The following is a 21,088-nucleotide window of genomic DNA, read 5'->3' as shown; positions in this document are numbered from 1 at the left end:
TGCTGATAGATACTGTGTTTTAGCGGATAATCAGATTTTTATTGTGTTTTTTAGATAAACATACAATAAATAGATTGCACGTAATATCGTACCACAGATACAAATGCTGTTAAACATAATACTATATACGAGAAAACTATCATCACTTGTCAAAAGCAATATCAAAATAAAGCCTAAAATCATCACCAATATCATATTGATAAAGCATGATTTCAACTCTTTTCCAAAATCTTCCTTTTTCATTGTCAAAATCTCCTTGCTTTTCCCTACAAATGAATTGAAAAAGTATCATATGAAAAAACTCCTGTTCCCATTCACTTATGATATATGTATCATCATCTATTTGATTTATGGAGAACCAATCTTCCCTCTATATCACTTCCCTCTTATCATATATATCTGTAAAACTTTATTCTATACATTATCATCAATCATATTTTTCTATCTTTACAGTTGCAATTGCAGATTGATTTGCCTCTCCTGTCATAAGGTCTTGAGGTCCTGGAATTAACATCATAAATCCATCTTTTCCATATCTTTGTTCATAACCCTGGGCATATGTTTCTTCTACAGAAATATGTTGAACCTGCCCAATAATCATGGAAGTAATACCTGCACCACTTAGATCCTGCACATCTTTTAAAGTACATTCCATATTTATAAACGCTTCATTTATCATTGGCGCATGGATTGTCTTTGCCAAAGAAAGAGTAAAGCTACCTGCACTAAATTCATCACTATCATATTCGTTATGTTTGATTGTTTTAAGTAAATCGTCATAATAATGGATAGGCAGAAAATTAATACAAAAACATTTTTCTCTTTGGATATTTTCATATGTATGTGTATGTTGATATAAATTCCCCATAACAACAAAGAAAGATGTTTTATCACCATGAAAACAACTCCATGCGTGAAAACATACATTTGGCTGCCCATTTTCTTTCCATGTGGTAATGGCGAATAGTACGGATGGAATTCCTGCTGTTGTTTCAAAATGCGAAAACAAATCAAATTCTTCTGGATATAACGATTTAAAATACTGTGGAAAATCTTTCTTAATCTCAATTTTCATAACGCAGCCTCCATGAATTCTAAAACATTATACAACCACCCAATGAATAATCTTCATAAGCAGTGAATGCTTCCTGTTTATCTTTCTCTAACAAAAACATAAAACAGCTTTCAATAATATCAACCTATGTCAACAAATGCTTGATTTCTGGGACACCAGATTATTGCCTTCCAATATTCCATCACCTCAAAAAAATTCTCTTTATGCAGTTCTCCTCTAAAAGGGTGTTAACTTCCTAAAAATCCATTTTTCCATTTTGGGTTATCTATATCGCTGTTTCTTGTTGAATGAAATGATAATTATTCTTTTGTTTCTTCTATATTCATAGGCTTATCCTACCTTGCCACTATAAGTCTTCTCTATAGTACTTCAACGACCTCAAAACATTCAAATGATTTTTGAGCCATATTTTCTCAAAACAAAGTCTTTATCTTTATAATCAAAACAAACTTCCAATACAGTGTTTACATGATTGCCATTATATATGATTCTTATGTTATCATTTTCTTCTATACATATATATGATATATAAAAATCTTTCCAAAAGTTATCCTCGCCAAGAAATTCGCTATATTTCTGTACGATTCCATCTAGATTACTTAAATTAGCCGCAATGAATACGATATAAGATTTTAGTTCCTCAAAAGTTTTCTCACATTCCTCAAGATCAATACAAACATCATCTATGTAAGTTTTATCTAAGCAATCATTCTCTAAAAAACCTTCTCCTTGATATATTTGTACACAAAAATCATTATCCATTTTCAATTTTTCAACATCTAATACCAATCTATCTTTTTCATTATAGCGTTTATATATCATATCTTTCCTTCCTTTACTATTATTATATGTTACAACAAGCGCTTCATATAAATCACATCATCCATTGGATTATAATAATATGGTTCACATTCCTCAAATCCCATTTTATTATATAAATGTATGGCTGCTTGTAATGGCACAATGGTATCTAAAACCATTTCTTTAAATCCAGCATTTTTTGCATGCTGAATAATTTCATCGACAAGTTTTTCACCTAACTTCATTCCTCGGCATTCTGGAGAAACATATAATCTTTTCATTTCACATCGTTCATCGCTATGTTTATGATAGGCAACCATTCCTATCACTTTTTCATGATCATCTAAAGCAACGAGAAGTTCACCTTGCGGTGCTGCATACTTTATCGCAGGATTGCTAAGTTCTTCATCAATATTTTGAAAAGATAAGTCACGCCCTAGACGTGTTGTGTATTCTATTATTTTGATTTTGACTTGTTCTATATAATCAATTCCATTCACAATTTTCAATTTTCATCCCTCCACACGTCTTGATTTATAAAAACATTATATTATAATTTAACACCAATAACAACCAATCTTATTCTAATAATAGATACTTAAAAAAGTGGATTTCTCCACTTCATTAATGATTTTTCACAACATGTTTCTTTGATACCTTCCATACAATAAATGTTATTATGATATCCGCAATCATCCAAAACAGTACGATTATGGTTTTCCATGAATAGAAAATCCCATTCCATAAACCATATGGTTCTGGAGAATTTCCATATCTAAATATCAAGAAAAAATCATTCGTATGCAACATATTTGCTAAAAACAGATGATCTCCAAAATTATGAAAAATCGTATCAAAAGGATAACTAAAGGTTGTGATAAGAATAAAAGTAATCAATAAAATAATTGTGATAAATCGGTTTTTAGATATAAATGATGCCAACATTGTAATTAATGCAGTTGATATTACTGCCAACAAATTCAAAAACAACCCTGTGCCAATGATTTCTTTATATGTAAAAATGCCATTTGTGATACTCTTCACACTTGTTCCTGCCATGGAAATAGTTTCCATATTTAAATCTCGAAGTGGCACATAGATCATCGTAAACACATAGATCATAAGATATTCTAATAATAATATTCCTACGCTTACCAAAATACCAGCTAGTAATTTTGCCAAGGAAAGTTTCTTCATTGCTGTTTCACTTGGTATCAGAATCTGATCGGTTTTATAGTAGTTTTCCATCGCAAAGGTATTTGATAATATCAATGCAATCATAAGTAAGGTCACAAAATCAATACACCCTAATGCATTCACTAACAGATTATTACCCACAACACTGTCAAAATGTTGATTTTGTTCTTGATTGACGAAATGCTCTTTCATTGTTTTATTCAAAGGATCACTTAAATCTAATCCTTTCATTATTTCTGCATTTGATGCCAAACAATAAGCTTTAAAGTTGCCTAAATCAGGAATATCTTTTGCCGGTTTTAGATAATAGTTATATTCCATCGTATTCTTATAAATATTTTGATATAGTAATCTTACATGATCATTCTCATAAAACACCATAGGATATATTAAATTATCATTATCATCATCCTTATAAAATTTAAAAAAATAAGATTGTTTTTGAACATTTTCAAGATACTCTATTCTTTTCTGTTCGCTATATTTTCCATTTACACAATCTTGCATAAATTTTTCATATTCTGTACCATATAGAGAAATCATATAGTCTACATCATAATCTTTTAAAGGGTATGCTTCTAATATTTTTTCATAATCAGACATAAACTTTTCATACAATTTAGGGGAGGCTTTTCCCTCATATTGATGAAGAATTTTATCTGCGTACATAAAATAATCAGCGCCATTATTTAAATCTTTGCCTTCTGTTGTTTTCATTATCCATTCTTGCGCTATTGTATTTTGAAATTTAAACTGATACTCACTATATGCCTGATATCCTGTATAGCTGAATAATATAAGGATCATGAAGATATTGAATTTGCTTCTTAAAATCTTTTTACACTCTGCCTTTACAAGTCGCATCATAATGTTTCACCTTCTTTGAAATGATATAAATATAAGTCATCTAAATCAGGTATCACAGGTGTTGCTAAAGGATGTGGCTGTTTATCACATACAATACGTAGTTCTATCTTACTATCTTTATGATGACTCTTCACTATGATATGTTGACTCATCAACTTTAAGGCTTCCTTTTTATCAATGCACAATTCCCATACTTTTTCATTCATAGTGGAAAGTAATTCTTCGCATGTGTCATGTAAGATAATATTTCCTTCTTTCATTATCATAATATCGTCTGCAATTGTTTCTATATCACTGACGATATGTGTAGATAAAATGATAATCGTGTTTTCGGATAAAGAAGCAATCAGATTACGAAAAACAATACGCTCTTTAGGATCAAGTCCAGCAGTAGGCTCATCTAAAATCAAAATTTTGGGTTCATTGAGTAAAGCGACAGCAATACCAACCCGACGAAGCATTCCACCTGAGAGATGTTTCATTTTTGTTTTACGTTTTTCTTTCAAATGTAGATCTTGCAATAGCTTCTGAATCCGATCATTTGCATAAGATGCTGTCATATTTTTGATAATTGACATATATTCTAAAAATGATTGTACGCTATAATTAGGATAATAACCAAATTGTTGTGGCAGATAACCCAGATTGGCGGCATAACTGTCGTATTGGGTTTTTAAGTCAATTTCATTAAAACTAATACTCCCTGTTTCACTGGGAATCAAACCGCAAATAATACGCATGAGGGTCGTTTTACCACTGCCGTTCGCACCTAACAATCCATGTACGCCTTCATGAAGGGTGATATTTACATCAATGACTGCTTTTTTATTTTTAAATGATTTATTAAGATGTTCTAAGACTAATTCCATATTATATTCCCTGCCTTTCTTATTTTGAAATATTGATAAATACTGTTGAAGAAATAAAAGCATAACAGAATAATAAAAAACAAAATAATTATAAAAGGGTTATACAGATCAAAATAACATACTATATATTCATAAATGGCAAATGTCGTAATATAAATAATCATTGCCTGTATATAGCTGTGAATATAAGGAAGAAAGATCAAATACATACACTGAATCAAAAATAAAGGAATATAGGCATATAGAATAATGAAGGAAATCATAAAATCTGATAATATCAAATGAATCAAAGAAATTAATAACAGCATTCCTAGCATTATGATACTAATGGCGATATTTTTCATTAAAAACCGCCTGCCCGCATGTAGATATACTGGTGAGCATAATTCACTTGTGTGGTAATACATGTCTTTGAACATTTCAAAAATACTGAAAAATCCTAATGATATAAAATAAATCGTCATACTTTCATTTATATTGATTTGCATACACCATAAAATCAATATCGTTAACATCAGACTTAGAAATGCAATGGCGGTAAATCGATGTAGATCAAAATATAAAAAACGTTTTAAACGACGTAAATCATTTGTTTCCTGTCTAGCACTTACCAGTTGCCATTCTTGTTCACACAGCCAGTGCATATGCTCTATTTCTTGTTCTGGGATATTCACATCAAATTTTTTCATGTTGAAATCCACCTTCTTTCATAAGTTTTCTTAATTTGATCAATGCTTGTGTATGTCTGGATTTTACGGTAGAAACCGGAATATGATGGATATCCGCAATTTCTTTAAAGGTCAATTGATGAAAGTACTTTAAAATGATCACATCCTGCTGGATATCGTTTAGTTTACTAATCCACAACATCAGTTCTTCATATTTCAGTTGGTTTAAAATACTTTCATGGACATTTGTATCATCCTCAATCATATAATCTAATTCACTGATATCTTCATGATACTGCATTTTTCTGTAGTAGTCTTTACAGACGTTGGAAGCTATCCGATATAAATAATGCAACAGCTTCCCTTCTTGTCGATAGGTAGGAAGATATCGCAAAAACCGTAAAAAAACTTCTTGTGTAATATCTTTTGCACAATCATCCATCAACATTTTTCTTGATACATACGCATATATGAAAGGATAGTAGGATTGAATCAGGATATCCATAGCATTTTCGTCGCCTTTTTTTATTTTTCTGATCAGATTGGATTCATTCATGTTCTACCTCCTCACTTGTATAACTTCTTTTTTCAGCATTTGGTCTTATAAATATTGCTTTTTATTGAAAAAAAGTGGAACAGTTATTCACTATTCCACTGATTTTAAAGATTCTACCATCGGAATCTTCTTTAATTTACGATACATAACAAGATTTACAATAATAGAGAATCCCATCGTGATCAATACTGAGTAAACAAAGGAGATTGGATAGATATTTCTGCCGAACATGACAGTATCTAATTCCGCAAGGCTCATAATCAAAGAATGCAATATGATTCCCAAGCCTAAACCTACTAGAGCACCAATCAATGTTAGAATGATATTTTCACGATAGACATATGCAGAAACTTCATTATCATAGAAGCCAAGCACCTTGATTGTCGCAATTTCTCGTAATCGTTCACTGATATTTACATTTGTCAGATTATATAAAACTACAAATGCCAGCATTCCCGCAGATATGATCAATACGACAACGATAAACGATAAAGAGGAAATGGTATCTTCAAAGCTTGACGCAATACCACTATAGAATGTCACAGACTCAATTCCTGCCTGTTTCATAAATGCATTTCCCAACGTTTCTTCCTGATCACTGTTTACGGTTTTCATAATTCCTAACAGTGTTGTGTTCTTAGGGGTCGTATGATATACACTCTTATAATAAGATGGTGTCATATAGATGGCATGGCCTACATAGTTTTCACTGATTCCAGTTATCTTGATATCTTTCTTTACCCCATCACCATTATCAATCGGGATACTATCGCCAACTGAAATGCCTTTTGCTTTCGCAAGTTTTTCTGTGATGATGGCACCATCGCTTTCTAAATCTAACGGGTCATGACCTTTCCTTGTCCGCAATACTGTAAACTTCTGATATTCATTGACATCTGCTGGTACATAGATATCAACACCTTTATCTTCGCCTTCATCAGCATAGAATCCATGGTATATCGCTACACCCATTGCATCGGATATATCTTTATTGGCTTTTAATTCATCTAATGCTTTATCACGCTGAGAAGCTGTGGCATCTGTTGAAAATGTCATGCTTACATCGTATTTATTTAATTCTTCATACTGTAAAACAACAATTTCTCCTATAGAATCTTGAATACCGAAACCAGCCACAAGCAAGGCACTGCATCCGCTGATACCAATGACGGTCATTAGGAAACGTTTTTTATAACGGAAGATATTTCTAGCGGTTACTTTATGAATAAAGTTAAATCGTTTCCATATAAATGGAACCCGCTCTAATAAAATTTTCTTGCCATTCTTTGGTGCTTTTGGGCGCATCAGCTGACTTGGTACATCCATTAATTCCTTATATACTGCTGAAATGGCTGCTGCTACGGTAATCAAAGAAACGATACCTATCGCAGTAAAGGCTAGTCCAAATTGGAATTGAAGCTGTACTTCAGGCAGGGTATACATGATATTCCATGCATTATATATCACAGTTGGGAATACCACCATACCAATGATGGAGCCAAAAATACCACCAAAGATACTGGCAACACCCGCATACATAATGTATTTCATCGCAATTGCTGTTTTTGAATATCCAAGTGCTTTTAAAGTACCGATTTCCTGACGTTGTTCATCCACCATACGCGTCATGGTTGTTAAACATACAAGAGCTGCGACCACAAAGAAGAATAATGGGAATACTTTCGCAATCCCTCCCATACGATCGGCTGCACTTCCATAATCTCGATAGGAATAATGGGAATTACGATCTAGTACATACCATTGTGGTGTTTTCATTGCTTTGATTTCTTCTTCACTTTTATCAAGTTTTTCTTTCGCTTCCGCAAGTTTTGCGGCACCATCTTTTTCTTTCTCTTCTAATTCCAAAGTACCTTTTATGACCTGTGTATTGCCATCATCAATTTGTTTCTGTGCTTCTTCAAATTGTTTTTGAGCACTTGTTTCAGCTTCAGCTAGTTGCTGTTTTCCAAGCTCTATTTGATTTTTGGCATTAGAGATTTGTTCATCTAATACAGCTAATTGATTCATACCGGTTTCTAAATTACTTTGCAGAGTTTCCATCTGTTTTTGTAGAAGTTCAAGAGATGGCACCATATACGTTTTTGAAGCCTCTAAAGCTTTCTTTTTTTCCTCCAGCAGCTGTTTTTCCAAGTCTGTCAAATCAGGCTGTTTCAACTGTTCTTCCACATCTTTGATCTGTTGGTCAATTTCATCAACTTTACCCTTTTGTGTTTCAATTTGTTTATTTAAATCCGCTATTTGAGTATCTACTTTTGTTTTTTCTTCATTCAATTTTGCTTTTGCTGCATCATATTGAGCAACCAAGCTGTTCATCTGGGCTTCACTTTGTTCAAGCTCCTGTTTTTTTGACGCAAGCATTTGCTGGCTGGTCAATTGGTTGGCATTTAATGTTGCCTGTCCAACAAGTGCCTGATCATGTGCATCAGATAACTGTTGCTTAGCCTTTTTGATTTCTTCATCAAATTTCTTTTTATTGGCTTCATATTCTTTACGCCCATCCTCTACCTTTTTCAAAGCATCTTTTTTGATTTTCTCAAAGCGTAAATCAGCTCTTTCTTCTCCAAGTGAAGTAAGTTTTGTTTCTACTTTTTTTATCACATCAAAATAAGCATCATCATAAGAGTTATATTTTTTCGCATTTTTTACTGTTACATATATTTCTGTATAATAATCCATTTTAAAGTTACTGTCGGGTATGATGATATAATTGTCAATCGTACCACTGCCGATAGCAGAACTACCTTTTTCATATGATAAATAATAAGGCGTTGTGACTTCTCCAACGATTGTATACGTTGTATTTTTCAACGTATCCTTTAATTCATCATCACTCCCACTAGTTAATGTGATATGATCTCCAACTTTACTGGATGCACCTTTGATACTATCATGTTCAATGACACATTCATTTTCTTTTTCAGGCAGACGGCCATTGATGATTCGCATCTGATTGATATAATCCGGATTATCTTTGGTATCCTTCATTGGATATGACATCACTTTAATAACCTTTTGTTTATTATCTACTGTATTTAAGGTATCGATGGAATAACTGGGATAAACACCCTCCACACCATCAATTTTACGAATGGCGGATGCATCCTCTTTTGTCATGCCAATGGTAGACATTACTTTAAAATCCATGAAATTGTACTCATCAAAATAATGATCGGCACTGTTTTTCATGACAGGAACACTTGCTTTGACACCCGCAAAAAACGCTACTCCGATGGCAACGATAGAAAATATAGATAAAAACCGCCCCAGCGATTTTCGCATTTCTCGTGTAATGTCCTTTCTCAGTGCTTTAAATTTCATTTAGTATTCGATCCTTTCTACTGGCAGTGGGTTTTCGTTGATGGTTACACTTTCAATCTTTCCATTACGTACTTTAATAACTTTATCCCCCATCGCCGTAAGTGCCAAGTTATGAGTAATAACGATGACACTTACCCCACGTTGTCGACAGGTATCCTGAAGTAATTTTAAGATTTGTTTACCGGTATTATAATCAAGGGCACCGGTTGGCTCATCACATAATAAAAGCTTGGGATTTTTAGCTAATGCACGGGCAATGGCCACACGCTGTTGTTCCCCACCGGATAATTGTGCAGGGAAATTTCCACTTCGATCTTTTAATCCGACTGCTTCAATTGTTTCATCAATATCCAAAGGTTCTTTACAGATTTGTGCTGCCAGCTCTACATTTTCCTTAACGGTTAAATTCTGTACCAGATTATAAAACTGGAATACAAATCCAATATCATAACGACGATATGTCGTTAATTGTTTGGCATTATATTTACTGATTTCTTTACCATCTACATAGATATTGCCGCTTGTACAACTATCCATTCCACCTAGAATATTCAGTATTGTACTTTTTCCAGCACCACTGGCGCCCGCAATGACCACAAATTCTCCCTGATCAATAGAAAAATCCACACCACTTAGTGCTTCAATTTCTACTTCTCCCATTTTATATATTTTTTTTACATTTTGAAATTCAATATAGGCACTCATATACATCGACCTTTCTAACATATACGTTTTCCTATATTATACTAAAATTGAAAAAACTTTGATAGTCTTTCCCCCTATTTTCTTTTTTTCACTTTTTTCCTACATAATCTATTTTCTCTTTCAAACAGGGTTGATATTCCGTATCCTGCGACAATTATTGCCGGTATATTATCTAAATAATTTACCCACATATATCAGCATTATCATTTAGTTATAATTCCAATGAGGATCTCATAGAATATTATGAGATTTTTTTCTTTTACTTGCTTCTATAAAATGTTACAATACAAGAAAGAAAAGGAGGTATTTTATGAACTTTACAAAGAAACAAATCACAATTACATCGATTGCGGCCATTTTGATCATTGCGGCAGGCATTGGCGCATTCTTCTTGTTGAATTCAGGTCCATCTGCGAAAACAGCATGGGATGAATACAGCAAAGCATGGGAGAAAAAAGATTATGAAGCCATGTACAATTTATTAGACAGTAAATCAAAGTCAGAAACTGATCACGATACATTCGTTAATAAATATACAAACATTTATAATGGAATAGAAGCAGACCAGCTTAAGATTGAAACCAAGGATATTGTAGATGGTGATGGCGGTAAAACAGCTGCCTATCATTTCAGCGCAGATACCCTTGCTGGAAATGTTAGTTTTGATCAGTCTGTACAGATTGTCAAAGAAGATGACACCTACAAAATCAGCTGGAGTTATGCCCAGATATTCCCACAGATGCAAAATGGCGATGGCATTCAGATATCCAGTGAAGAAGCAAAACGTGGCAGTATTCTTGATCGCAATGGAAAAGTTATTGCAGGTGATGATCAAGCAATCGTTGTCGGCGTAGTGCCAGGTAAAATAAAGGACGAGGAAGATCTTTCTACTTTAGCGAAACGTTTGGATATTAATGTTGACAGTATCAAAAATGCTATGCAAGCAAGCTGGGTAAAAGATGATTTATTTGTACCTGTAAAAACGATATCCAAAGATACAGATATCAAAATTGATGATTTATCCGGGGTTACAACACAAACAACAAGTGCCCGTATATATCCTTATAAAGAAATATGCTCCCACTTAAGCGGTTATGTACAGACGATTAATGCGGAAGAATTAGAAAAACATAAAGGCGAAGGTTATGACAGCAATTCACTGATTGGAAAAACCGGATTGGAAAGTATCTATGAAAAAGATTTGCGTGGACAAAACGGGGTAAGCATCCTTGTGGTAAGAGATGGTAATGTTGTGGATACCATTGCGAAACGTGATGTAAAAAACGGTAAAGATATCAAAACGACAATTGATGTTGACGTACAGAAAAAAGTATATGAACAATTAAAAAATGATCAGGGGGCTGGTGTGGTGATGCAGCCAAAAACCGGAGAAGTCTTAGCCCTTGTATCTACTCCAAGTTATGATCCAAATGATTTTGCACTGGGTATGACAACTGCCAAATGGGATTCTTTGAATAATGATAAGAACCGACCATTAGAAAATCGTTTCACAGGTTTATATACCCCAGGTTCTACCTTTAAAGCATTCACTGCGGCAGCTGCACTAGATTCTAAAACCATTACAGCTGATGAGGATATGGGACAGGCAAAAGATAAAAAATGGCAGAAAGATAATAGCTGGGGTGATTATTTTGTAAAGACAACTGCTGCATATGATGGCAAAGCTGATCTGCAAAATGCCCTGATTTATTCTGATAATACCTATTTCGCAAAAGTAGCGTTAAAGATGGGCATCAAAACCTATACAGATAAATTAAACAGTTATGGGTTTAACGATCAAATGGATTTCCCATTCACGATTCCCGCAAGCAGTTATGGTGAAGAAAGTGATTTAAAGAAAGATATCACATTAGCGGATACAGGTTATGGACAGGGAAAACTTCAAATATCTCCACTTCATTTAACCGCATTTTATGCATCCTTTGAAAATAATGGAAGTATTCCTAAACCTTATTTGATTTATCAGGATGGAAAAGCAGAAACATGGAAGAAAGATGCTATCTCCTCTGGAACAGTAGAAACATTAAAGAAAGCTTTAACAAACACCTATCACAGTTATGATTCAGAAAATCCTACAAAAGCATTAGGTAAAACCGGAACCGCACAGGTCAATGAAAAAGAAATCGGATGGCTGTGCAGTGCTAATGAAGATTATGCAATTACCTTAATGGTGGATAATGCAGAAGATCGTAACGGCAGTTTATACGTTACACCATTAATGAAAGCTTTGTGGCGTACACTTCAATAATGATAAAAAGTCTAATCGATTAGGATTAGACTTTTTTTATGCTTTATTTTGATATATAAAATCATATAAATTTAAATGATGTTCGACAGCATACAATACCTGTTGTTCATCAATGATATGTTCACAAAGCTTTGGCAACATCAGCATGATCTGATTGACTTCTTCTTCTGATAAATTCGTAAGATTGAAACGTTTCTTCCCATAGACAGAATACAGATTGAAATAGAATGTATCCGGTGTTCGTTTTGCCGGGCCTGCGATCGTATTTTTGATATAGCGAATTTCGATTTTTTCAATATCTTGTTTTTTCAACACATAGTAACAATCCACACTTTCATTATGAAATAAAGCTTTTATAATCTTTGCGTTATTGATCACGCTATCATTTTGAAGAATGATTTTATCTTCACTGATACACCAATACTGTTTAAATGCCCCAGGCAGCATTGCCAAACATAATAAACAAAAGAAGATGATCCACATAGCAAAAAACATCCATACTTCTAACTTCATCAATCCAAAGAATAATGATGCAAGTAATAAGGCAATTAATGTGACAGGTACCATTTCCTTTCCAACGTTTTTTCGATTTAATTTTTTTCCTACGACGATATTCATAAAATACCTCCCAGATATTTCACTGTTTCAATGTTACTTATAATATACCACCTGTTTATAAAAGTTCAATAGAAAAAGATAGAAATCCTTTCTTTACATGCTGGATTTCTATCTCTTTGCTTATTTTACAATTTCTGGTTTCAAAAATACTTGTAAAGCTGTATATGCCATTGCTTTTGTGGCTGTATGTAAACTATGTTTTGCGTTATCCCCATGTACATATGCCAAGAAATCTTCATGATGGGCAAATACTTTAGGATTTGCGCCTGTATCAATTTCACAATATACACATGGACAAACATGGGATACATTTCCAATGTCACTGGAGCCACTGGCTTCTTCATCCGCTTCCACAAAATCATTCACACCAAGCGCCATCAGATTTTCCTTCAATAGCTGACGCAGTCCTTCATGATAAACAAGGTCATCATAAGAATTTTCAAAGTTATGATATTCCAGTTTTGCGCCACTCATCAATGCTGCACCCTTTGCACAGTTGATGATACGTTTTGTAAGTTCTTCTAAATATGCACGATCTTTTGCACGGATATAGAAACGACAGCCAGCTTTATCTGGTACGGTATTACATGCGACACCGCCATCTGTAATGATACCTGCAACTCTGGCATCACTTCGCATATGCTGACGAAGAGCATTCACTCCCGCAAACATCAGCTGTACACCATCTAGTGCATTGATGCCTTTTTCAGGATAAGCAGCCGCATGTGCCGCAACTCCTTTAAAATTAAATTCTAAGGAATCCATCGCCAATGTGACCACATGGATATTATTTTCAGCACCTAAATGCATTTGTATTGCCGCATCAATATCATCAAAAGCACCACGTTCAACCAAATCATATTTGCCACCTGTTGTTTCTTCCGCTGGGGTTCCAATGACCACAATACTACCTGAAATAACATCTTTCATATGTGCAAGGGATATTGCTGCGCCAAATGTAGATGCCGCAATCCAATTGTGTCCACAAGCATGTGCTACCTGACATTTATCTTCCCCATATCCTGGAAGTGCATCATATTCCGCAAGAAATGCTACCTTAGGACCTTCTCCACAAACAAGCTCTGCACGAAATGCTGTAGGGATATCCAGATAAGGATAAGTAATCGTGAATCCTTGTTTTTCTAATTGCTCCACCAAATAAGCACTTGATTTATATTCTTCATTTCCAAGTTCTGCGTGTTCATAAATGTATTCACTGACTTCTTCAATCAATGATGCACATTCATCTTCTATCGTATATAAACGTGTTTTTAATTCCATATCGTTTTCTCCTTAATATCCAATGACAACTGCCACACCAAGTAAAACCATAGATGCGATAAATAGTAAACCAAATAAAGGTGTCACAAATTTATACCAGCGATCAATTGGCAAACGCATGATGCCACACATCATGAATACACTGGTTGGCCAGAAGATATTGGAGAATCCATCACCAAACTGAAATGCCAGTACACTTACCTGACGGGATACACCTACCATCTCTCCTACTGGGGCTAAAATCGGCATCGTCACAAGTGCCTGTCCTGCCCCGCTTGGGATAAAGAAATTGATGATATTTTGAACAAACAGCATACCCATTGCGCTTAACATTCCCTGGAAGTTTGATAAAAGGTTAGCCAGCCAGTAAACAATTGTATCAATGATATGTGCATTATCCATGATCACAGGAATACTGCGGCTGACACCAACTAACAATGCACCATACATCATTTCCTTACTTGCTTCAATAAAGAATTCTGCAATCTGACTTGCGGTAAAACGAGAAATAAAGCCTGTCACAACTGTCATAATAATGAATAATGTCGCTATTTCATCAATATACCATCCAAACTTGATGGTACCAATCAACAGCATCGCAATTGTAAATACAAACATCAAGCAGCTGATTTTATGTGTCCATGTGAACTTTGATTTCATTAATTCATCTTTTGAGCCAACTTCCAGCATTTCAACTTTTGCGCCATATAATACTGATTTTGTTGGATCTTTTTTTACACGATGTGCATAACGCCATACATACCAGATACTGATTCCCATAAATACAGCAAAGCAGACAATACGATATCCCAGCCCGGAAAACATTGTCACACCCGCTACTTCCTGAGCAATTCCTACGGTAAATGGATTGATGGTTGCTGCCGCAAAACCTATCGCAACACCAAGATAGATAATGCTTCCACCAACGATTGCATCATAGCCAAGGACTGCCGCAATGGAAATAAATACCGGAATCAATCCATACGTTTCTTCAAACATTCCCATGGTACTACCAAGTAAACCAAAAGTAATCATACATACAGGGATAATCAATTCAATACGATCACCGATTTTTCTTAAGATAAATCCTACGACTGCATCAAAGGTTCCATTCTTAATCAAAATATAAACAAATGCATATGCAAAGATAATAAAGAAGATAATCTGTGCACCATCCACAAATCCCAGCTGAATGGATTTAAACATATCAAAAATTGAACATCCTACCTTTTCTACCGCATGATAGCTGTCAGGAACAACTATTGTGTTGCCTGCTGCATCTACGATTCTCTCAAATTCTCCTGCAGGTACGATGTTTGCCAGCACTGCCGTTAACATAGTCATTAAAAAGATGATGACATATGCATGCGGCATTTGAAACTTTTTCTTTTTCTTTTCCATAATTTTCCTCCAATAAAAAAGTCCTTGCACCCTAAAACATGCAAAGACCTTTTGGAAGATAACTTTGATGTTTTAAGATAGCGCTCCTTTATGTTTTAACATAAAGACAGTGGCATGCTTCTTCAACATACCCCCAGCAGATACTTTGACCTATCTGCTTCGGCGTATCATCCTTTCTGATATCTTCACAGACTTTCGATCTCCGATATCATACTCATAATCAACGCGCCTCTTCTTAAACACAAGACGTTGACATTTTAGCATTATTTGTCTACATTTGCAAGACAGACACCACTTTTTTCATAGTTTAATTTTCATTAACTAATAAATACGGTGATATTTTTTTGATTCTTCTTGCAATCCACATAGCTAAAGCACTCCCAGTTAAACAAATAAGTAAAATAATGGTAATCAACATCATCCATGGTATTTCAAATTGAACCTTCATCATACCAATATAGGATAACAACATACTTAATAATGGGTTGATGAGATAGTATCCAAGGATTGCTCCTGTCATAGCGCCAATCACAAAAACCATAAGTGATGTTAATGCAATTTGATGAATCAATTGTTTCGATGTATAACCAATGGCCTTTAAAATACCAAACTCTTGTTTCCGTTGCAGGATGGATGTCTTTTGTACAAGATACATAATCAATATGATAATAAATAGGGTGATACCCGCAATCACACATACCAACGCACTGACAATATCTCGATAAGACCCCATCGACGCCTCTACCACTTTGCGATTATTTTGTATACCGATAATATTTGAGGAATAATGTTGTTTGATATATTGTATGGTATCCTCAATTTCTTGTTTATCTTTGGTATAGATATTTAATGTTCTAGCTTCATAGTCTTTGACAAATAATCGATACCCTTCTTCTGTGATGGCAACATCATGCCCCATATAATTTGCCCCCTGAATCAAACCGGTAATCAAATACTCCTGTTCCTTATCCCCCTTTTTTAAGGTAATCATTTCTCCAGGCTCTTTGTGTAATTTAGAAGCTAATAATCCACCGATTGCTACTTCATTTGCATATTTTGGAAATCTTCCCTGATATAAGACTTGTTGAGAACGTAAATGCAGGAAGTTTTCACTGGTATAACAGATGACTACCTCATGCCCACATTGAAAAGCATTGTCTGTATAAAAATCCACGCTATGATCAACGCCGGATATTTTTTCTAAATCCTTTTTCAGACGTAAATGATCCTCATGGGTTTTTGATTCCACAATAATATCTGCAATATCTCCTGAACTGGCAAATAAAAAGTTATCAAACTGATACGAAATATTATAGAATAAAACACCCGCAAAAACACTGGCAAATGCAATGGCACTAATTACAATGCTTACCATAACGTTTGCTTTCAGATTTTGAATCAAGGCTTTCATTGCCAATAAAACCGTTAACGTTGCTTTATGTTTGTCTAATGGAACATGATTCCGTTTAAAATTATGTGTATAAAATCCACTTCGCAACGCCACAATTGGTGTCAGCTTTTTGGCCTTCATAGATGTTACCATTGTGATGAGGGAGATAATCAGCATTAGAAAAAGCAAGGTCATACTTACACAAAGCGCATCAAGTCCCTGATGCCATGTGAGTCCTGTTTGAATGGCAAACATATAAGATAGAAATGGTAATAACAGATTGGATAATCCAATTCCAAGAATACCGCCAATTCCTCCAATTATTAAATATGGAAGCATCAACGATAATAGAATCTGTATTCCTGTATATCCGATAGCTTTATAAGCACCAATATTTTTCATATCCTCCACAATGGTATTTTGTATTTTAAAACGTATCACAATCACTAAAATAACCATCATGATCATGGAAAAAGCGATAATCAAAGTAGCGCCAATAGAAGATGTCAGTGTTCTTGATTGTTTGATTGTTTCATAATAATTCATATCAGAGCGAATGGATGGATTAGTGGAAGTGATGGTTGGTAAATGTCTTGTCGCATACTCACTATTTTGATCATGCTGGTTCACTTTCATTAAAAACATCGTCGCATCAATGGTATGTGACAAGCGCTTTGATACTGTTTGATATTCTTCATCATCTAATAATAAGCCGGTTGTGGAGGAATTAATTGTCGCAAGCATCATTTCCTCATAAAAGCCTTTTATCTGATAGGTGAATGTGACCTCTTTACCATCTTGTATGATGGTTAACGTAAAATCATCCAGTAAATTATATTGACCACCTGTATGAAATAAATATGGCAAATATATCCCATGCTCCACAGATTTATTGCTTTCTTCCATCATTGATATTTTACCGATTTCTTGTTTATCATTTTTATTCAACACCGCAAATTGACGTAAGGTTTCACTGTTTCGATATTGACATTTACCTGCAAAAAACAAAACATTTCGTTGCTCCATCTGTTTTGTATCAGGATCATGAAGCAGTTCTTGTTGATACGTTTTTATATACGTTTCATCTTTGTTTTGTATGGTGGTAATGACATCTGCACTTTGCATATCGTTGGCGTATTGATCAAATAGCTGAGGATAATTTAAAAATGTAGTAAGCCCTAAATTCATAAGTGCGCTCGATATTATAATCAATAACATAAAGCCAATCATCTGTGATTTGTTTTTTTGAAAGGTAGCTTTTGCTAGTAGCATCACTGACATCATCACCACCCCATTTCAAGTAGAAATGCTGCCAGCTTTTCATGACGTTTTTCATCACTGCCCTGATATTTTCCAAGATGATACTCTCCCTGAATCAAGCCATCCTGTAAATATAAAATACGATTGGCACGTCTTGCTGATTTTAAATCATGTGTTACCATAACGATCGTTTGTCCAGCTTCATTCATTTGAGTTAAGGTATTTAAAACCATATCACTGCTTTGTGAATTTAATTGTCCTGTTGGTTCATCCGCAAATACGATATCCGGCTGATTGATCATCGCTCTGATGAGCGCTGCACGTTGTGCTTCACCTCCTGATAACTGAGTAGGAAACTTATGCCATATCTGCTCATTTAATCCAACACTTTTTAACATTTCTTTCGCTTGTTTTAATACTTGTTGTTTATTTTTATTTACCAATAACCCAGCAGCTAAAATATTATCCATAATACTCATGCCATCCACTAAATAAATCTGTTGAAATACAAAGCCACAATGCTTTCTGCGAAAAAGTGCCAGTTGATCCTGATTCTTTTCCGATATGCGTTCACCTGAAAATTCAATTGTTCCAAGCGTTGGACGATCCATCCCGCTTAAAGCATATAATAATGTAGATTTTCCAGCACCAGATGGCCCCATAATCACTGTAAAATCTCCTTCATATATCTGCATATCTAAATTTTTTAAAACATGTTGTTGTATTCCGCCATTGGAAAAACTCTTACAAAGCTTCTCACTTTTGATGATGATTTTTTCATTCATAATATTTACATCCTTTCTTACAAACAAATCTTATCATAGAGAAACCTTAACAGTCTTTATCCAATTCTTAATCATTCCTTAATTCACAAGTTTTACATAAAGCTTCATACAACAACCTTGTTCATTTAATTCCACTTCCAGTCTGCCTTTCATTTTTTCCATCAGATAATGGGATATATATAATCCAAGTCCTGCCCCTTTTTCATGGGATGCATTATTTCCTCGGTAATATTTTTTAAATAAAAATGGTAAATCATCTTTTGATAATGTGTGACCATAATCCTGTATCATGATACATAAAAAATCATCCTCGTATGCAAAGGATACACTCATATCTGTTTTCGCATATTTATAAGCATTCGCAAATAGATTATCAAATACCTGTTGTAATCGCAATACATCCATATAGATTAAACATGGTTTTGTTTCATCGATACATGCCTTATGTAGATAATCTGCTTGCTTTATCATATCAATCAATTTGGTGCTTTCCATTTCTTCTATATGTACATCTAAATGCGATAATTCCTCTAATGTCGCAGAAAATAAATTATTGATCAATGCATCAATTTGTGTAGCTTTTGCCTGTATCACTGCCAGCTGCTGCTTTTCTTTTTCATCTTTACTCTTTACACTCATTAATTCTGATACGGCTTCAATGGAGGCAATCGGTGTTTTGATATCATGGCTGAGTTTAGCGACCAGCTCTTTTTTACTCTCATTGGCAATTCGTTCCTGTTCTTTGGCTTTGCATAATTCATCGCGCATCATATCAAAACTTTCACTAAATGCACCAAATATATGACTTTGATCCATGGGTAATGGATGATTCAAATCGCCTTGTGCGATATGTTTGGCAAATGTTTGTAAATTTTGAAAAGGTTTTATCATTGTTTTCTGTAAATAAACATAATAAAGAATAAATATGAGCAGCTCTAATATAGACATCATCATGACGATATGCTGCAGGCGTTGTTTTTGCATAGTAAACTGATCATTCATAATGACAAGTTTTCCATAGACATGCTGTGTATCAAGAATATCCACCATGGTTGTACGCTGCTTGATTGCCTCATGAAGATCTTTTGGCAAATTCGTTCCATAACCACACTGTCTTTTTCCCGAAGGTTTCAACACGACATAAGAAAAATCAGCATCAATTGTACAAACATCTTCTTGTTGATCCCATGATGTTATCAATTGCTGTATTACTTCATTTACTTTTACCATATCTAATGTAGGTGCTTTTTCCCCTATATAATAAATCGAAACTATTTGTATCAGTAACAATGCCCCACATAAACCAAACATCATTTTATGCTTCATGAGTATTCTCCCTGAAACATATACCCAACACCCCAAATGGTCTGGATATATTGAGGATGATTAGGATCTTTTTCAATTTTTTCACGAATGTGGCGGATATGCACATTTAAAGTACCATCCAATGTTACACTATCCTCCCATACATCACGAAAGATTGCTTCTTTTTCTACCCGCTTGCCTGCATGCTCCATCAAATATTTTAAAAGCTTATATTCCATCGCTTTTAGCTTTATCGGTTTGTTCATGATTTCCACTTTTTCCAGTGCAAAGTCTACAGATAGATAACCATCATCATACCTCTTTACCGTTTTACTACCATAGCGTTTTAACACAGTTTTTACTTTTGCCAACAGTACACTTAAGGAATATGGTTTTCGTATATAATCATCTCCGCCAATACTCAGTGCTAAAATAATATCATCATCGCTTTGTCTTGCGCTGATAAACAGAATCGGCACATCGCTCTCTAAACGTATGGCCTTACATAAATCAAACCCTGAAGCCCCACCTAAATTGATGTCTAAAAGTATCAAATCCACCGTGTGTGTACGCAAAAAAGCCAAACAGCTTTCTGCATCAAAAACAGCCTCACTGCTTACCTCAAACAGATTGAAATATTCAACAGTACTTTCTGCCAAAGGTATTTCATCATCTACGATCAGACATTGTATATGCTCCATG

Annotated in this window: 18 protein-coding genes and 1 riboswitch; of the genes, 1 reads left to right on the top strand and 17 read right to left on the bottom strand. The window is 34.5% G+C overall.

From position 1 onward, the window contains the following. Positions 1-30: 30 nt before the first annotated feature. The 10 genes from DW114_RS11185 to DW114_RS11135 all read right to left on the bottom strand — a co-directional run bounded on the left by DW114_RS11185 (position 31) and on the right by DW114_RS11135 (position 10,077). A complete protein-coding gene (locus DW114_RS11185) occupies positions 31-243 on the bottom strand; it encodes a hypothetical protein (RefSeq protein ID WP_117453838.1) in 213 nt (70 codons plus the stop codon). Between the two features lie 184 nt (positions 244-427). Beyond that, complete coding sequence (locus DW114_RS11180) at positions 428-1,075, bottom strand: flavin reductase family protein (protein WP_117453837.1); 648 nt, start codon at positions 1,073-1,075, stop codon at positions 428-430. Between the two features lie 387 nt (positions 1,076-1,462). Next, positions 1,463-1,897: a hypothetical protein gene (locus tag DW114_RS11170; protein WP_117453836.1), complete on the bottom strand. Its 435-nt coding sequence runs from the start codon at positions 1,895-1,897 to the stop codon at positions 1,463-1,465. 29 nt (positions 1,898-1,926) lie between these two features. Further along, positions 1,927-2,376 (bottom strand): GNAT family N-acetyltransferase, encoded by a 450-nt coding sequence (locus DW114_RS11165; RefSeq protein ID WP_233509493.1) that lies wholly within the window; start codon positions 2,374-2,376, stop codon positions 1,927-1,929. Positions 2,377-2,500: 124 nt separating this feature from the next. Beyond that, a complete protein-coding gene (locus tag DW114_RS11160) occupies positions 2,501-3,940 on the bottom strand; it encodes a hypothetical protein (protein WP_117453834.1) in 1,440 nt (479 codons plus the stop codon). Then, positions 3,937-4,809, bottom strand: a complete 873-nt coding sequence (locus DW114_RS11155) for an ABC transporter ATP-binding protein (protein ID WP_117453833.1) — start codon at positions 4,807-4,809, stop codon at positions 3,937-3,939. Before DW114_RS11155 ends, DW114_RS11160 begins: the two co-directional genes overlap by 4 nt. After that, positions 4,800-5,498 (bottom strand): hypothetical protein, encoded by a 699-nt coding sequence (locus DW114_RS11150; protein ID WP_117453832.1) that lies wholly within the window; start codon positions 5,496-5,498, stop codon positions 4,800-4,802. The genes DW114_RS11155 and DW114_RS11150 overlap by 10 nt, the downstream gene beginning before the upstream one ends. Next, positions 5,485-6,033, bottom strand: coding sequence for an RNA polymerase sigma factor (locus tag DW114_RS11145; RefSeq protein WP_117453831.1), 549 nt, complete (start codon positions 6,031-6,033; stop codon positions 5,485-5,487). Before DW114_RS11145 ends, DW114_RS11150 begins: the two co-directional genes overlap by 14 nt. Positions 6,034-6,123: 90 nt before the next feature. After that, entirely contained in the window at positions 6,124-9,372 is a 3,249-nt protein-coding gene (locus tag DW114_RS11140) for an FtsX-like permease family protein (protein ID WP_117453830.1), read from the bottom strand. Beyond that, positions 9,373-10,077 (bottom strand): ABC transporter ATP-binding protein, encoded by a 705-nt coding sequence (locus DW114_RS11135; RefSeq protein WP_117453843.1) that lies wholly within the window; start codon positions 10,075-10,077, stop codon positions 9,373-9,375. Positions 10,078-10,387: 310 nt separating this feature from the next. Between DW114_RS11135 and DW114_RS11130 the strand changes: the two genes are divergently transcribed. Then, on the top strand, positions 10,388-12,346 hold the full coding sequence (locus DW114_RS11130) for a penicillin-binding transpeptidase domain-containing protein (RefSeq protein ID WP_117453829.1): 1,959 nt from the start codon (positions 10,388-10,390) through the stop codon (positions 12,344-12,346). A 36-nt stretch (positions 12,347-12,382) separates the two neighbouring features. On the opposite strand, the gene DW114_RS11125 is transcribed toward DW114_RS11130, so the two are convergent. From DW114_RS11125 to DW114_RS11095, 7 genes are all read right to left on the bottom strand, one after another. Further along, the gene (locus DW114_RS11125; protein WP_117453828.1) at positions 12,383-12,964 is read right to left on the bottom strand and encodes a hypothetical protein; all 582 of its coding nucleotides are present in this window, start codon (positions 12,962-12,964) and stop codon (positions 12,383-12,385) included. 120 nt (positions 12,965-13,084) lie between these two features. Next, positions 13,085-14,245, bottom strand: coding sequence for a M20 family metallopeptidase (locus DW114_RS11120; RefSeq protein ID WP_117453827.1), 1,161 nt, complete (start codon positions 14,243-14,245; stop codon positions 13,085-13,087). 12 nt (positions 14,246-14,257) lie between these two features. After that, the gene (locus DW114_RS11115; RefSeq protein ID WP_117453826.1) at positions 14,258-15,646 is read right to left on the bottom strand and encodes a YfcC family protein; all 1,389 of its coding nucleotides are present in this window, start codon (positions 15,644-15,646) and stop codon (positions 14,258-14,260) included. A gap of 70 nt (positions 15,647-15,716) precedes the next feature. Next, positions 15,717-15,888, bottom strand: a riboswitch (Lysine riboswitch). 65 nt (positions 15,889-15,953) lie between these two features. Then, on the bottom strand, positions 15,954-18,317 hold the full coding sequence (locus DW114_RS11110) for an ABC transporter permease (RefSeq protein ID WP_158552239.1): 2,364 nt from the start codon (positions 18,315-18,317) through the stop codon (positions 15,954-15,956). 2 nt (positions 18,318-18,319) lie between these two features. Further along, positions 18,320-19,081 (bottom strand): ABC transporter ATP-binding protein, encoded by a 762-nt coding sequence (locus tag DW114_RS11105; RefSeq protein ID WP_117453824.1) that lies wholly within the window; start codon positions 19,079-19,081, stop codon positions 18,320-18,322. 78 nt (positions 19,082-19,159) lie between these two features. Next, positions 19,160-20,407 (bottom strand): HAMP domain-containing sensor histidine kinase, encoded by a 1,248-nt coding sequence (locus tag DW114_RS11100; RefSeq protein ID WP_117453823.1) that lies wholly within the window; start codon positions 20,405-20,407, stop codon positions 19,160-19,162. Beyond that, positions 20,404-21,087, bottom strand: a complete 684-nt coding sequence (locus DW114_RS11095) for a response regulator transcription factor (protein WP_117453822.1) — start codon at positions 21,085-21,087, stop codon at positions 20,404-20,406. Before DW114_RS11095 ends, DW114_RS11100 begins: the two co-directional genes overlap by 4 nt. Between the last annotated feature and the right edge of the window lies 1 nt (position 21,088).

Origin of the sequence: Absiella sp. AM09-50 (assembly GCF_003433845.1) — a bacterium.
GTDB lineage: Bacteria > Bacillota_I > Bacilli_A > Erysipelotrichales > Erysipelotrichaceae > Hoskinsella > Hoskinsella hominis.
The sequence above is the reverse complement of the archived record's forward strand: the minus strand, read 5'-3'. Positions and strand labels throughout refer to the sequence as shown.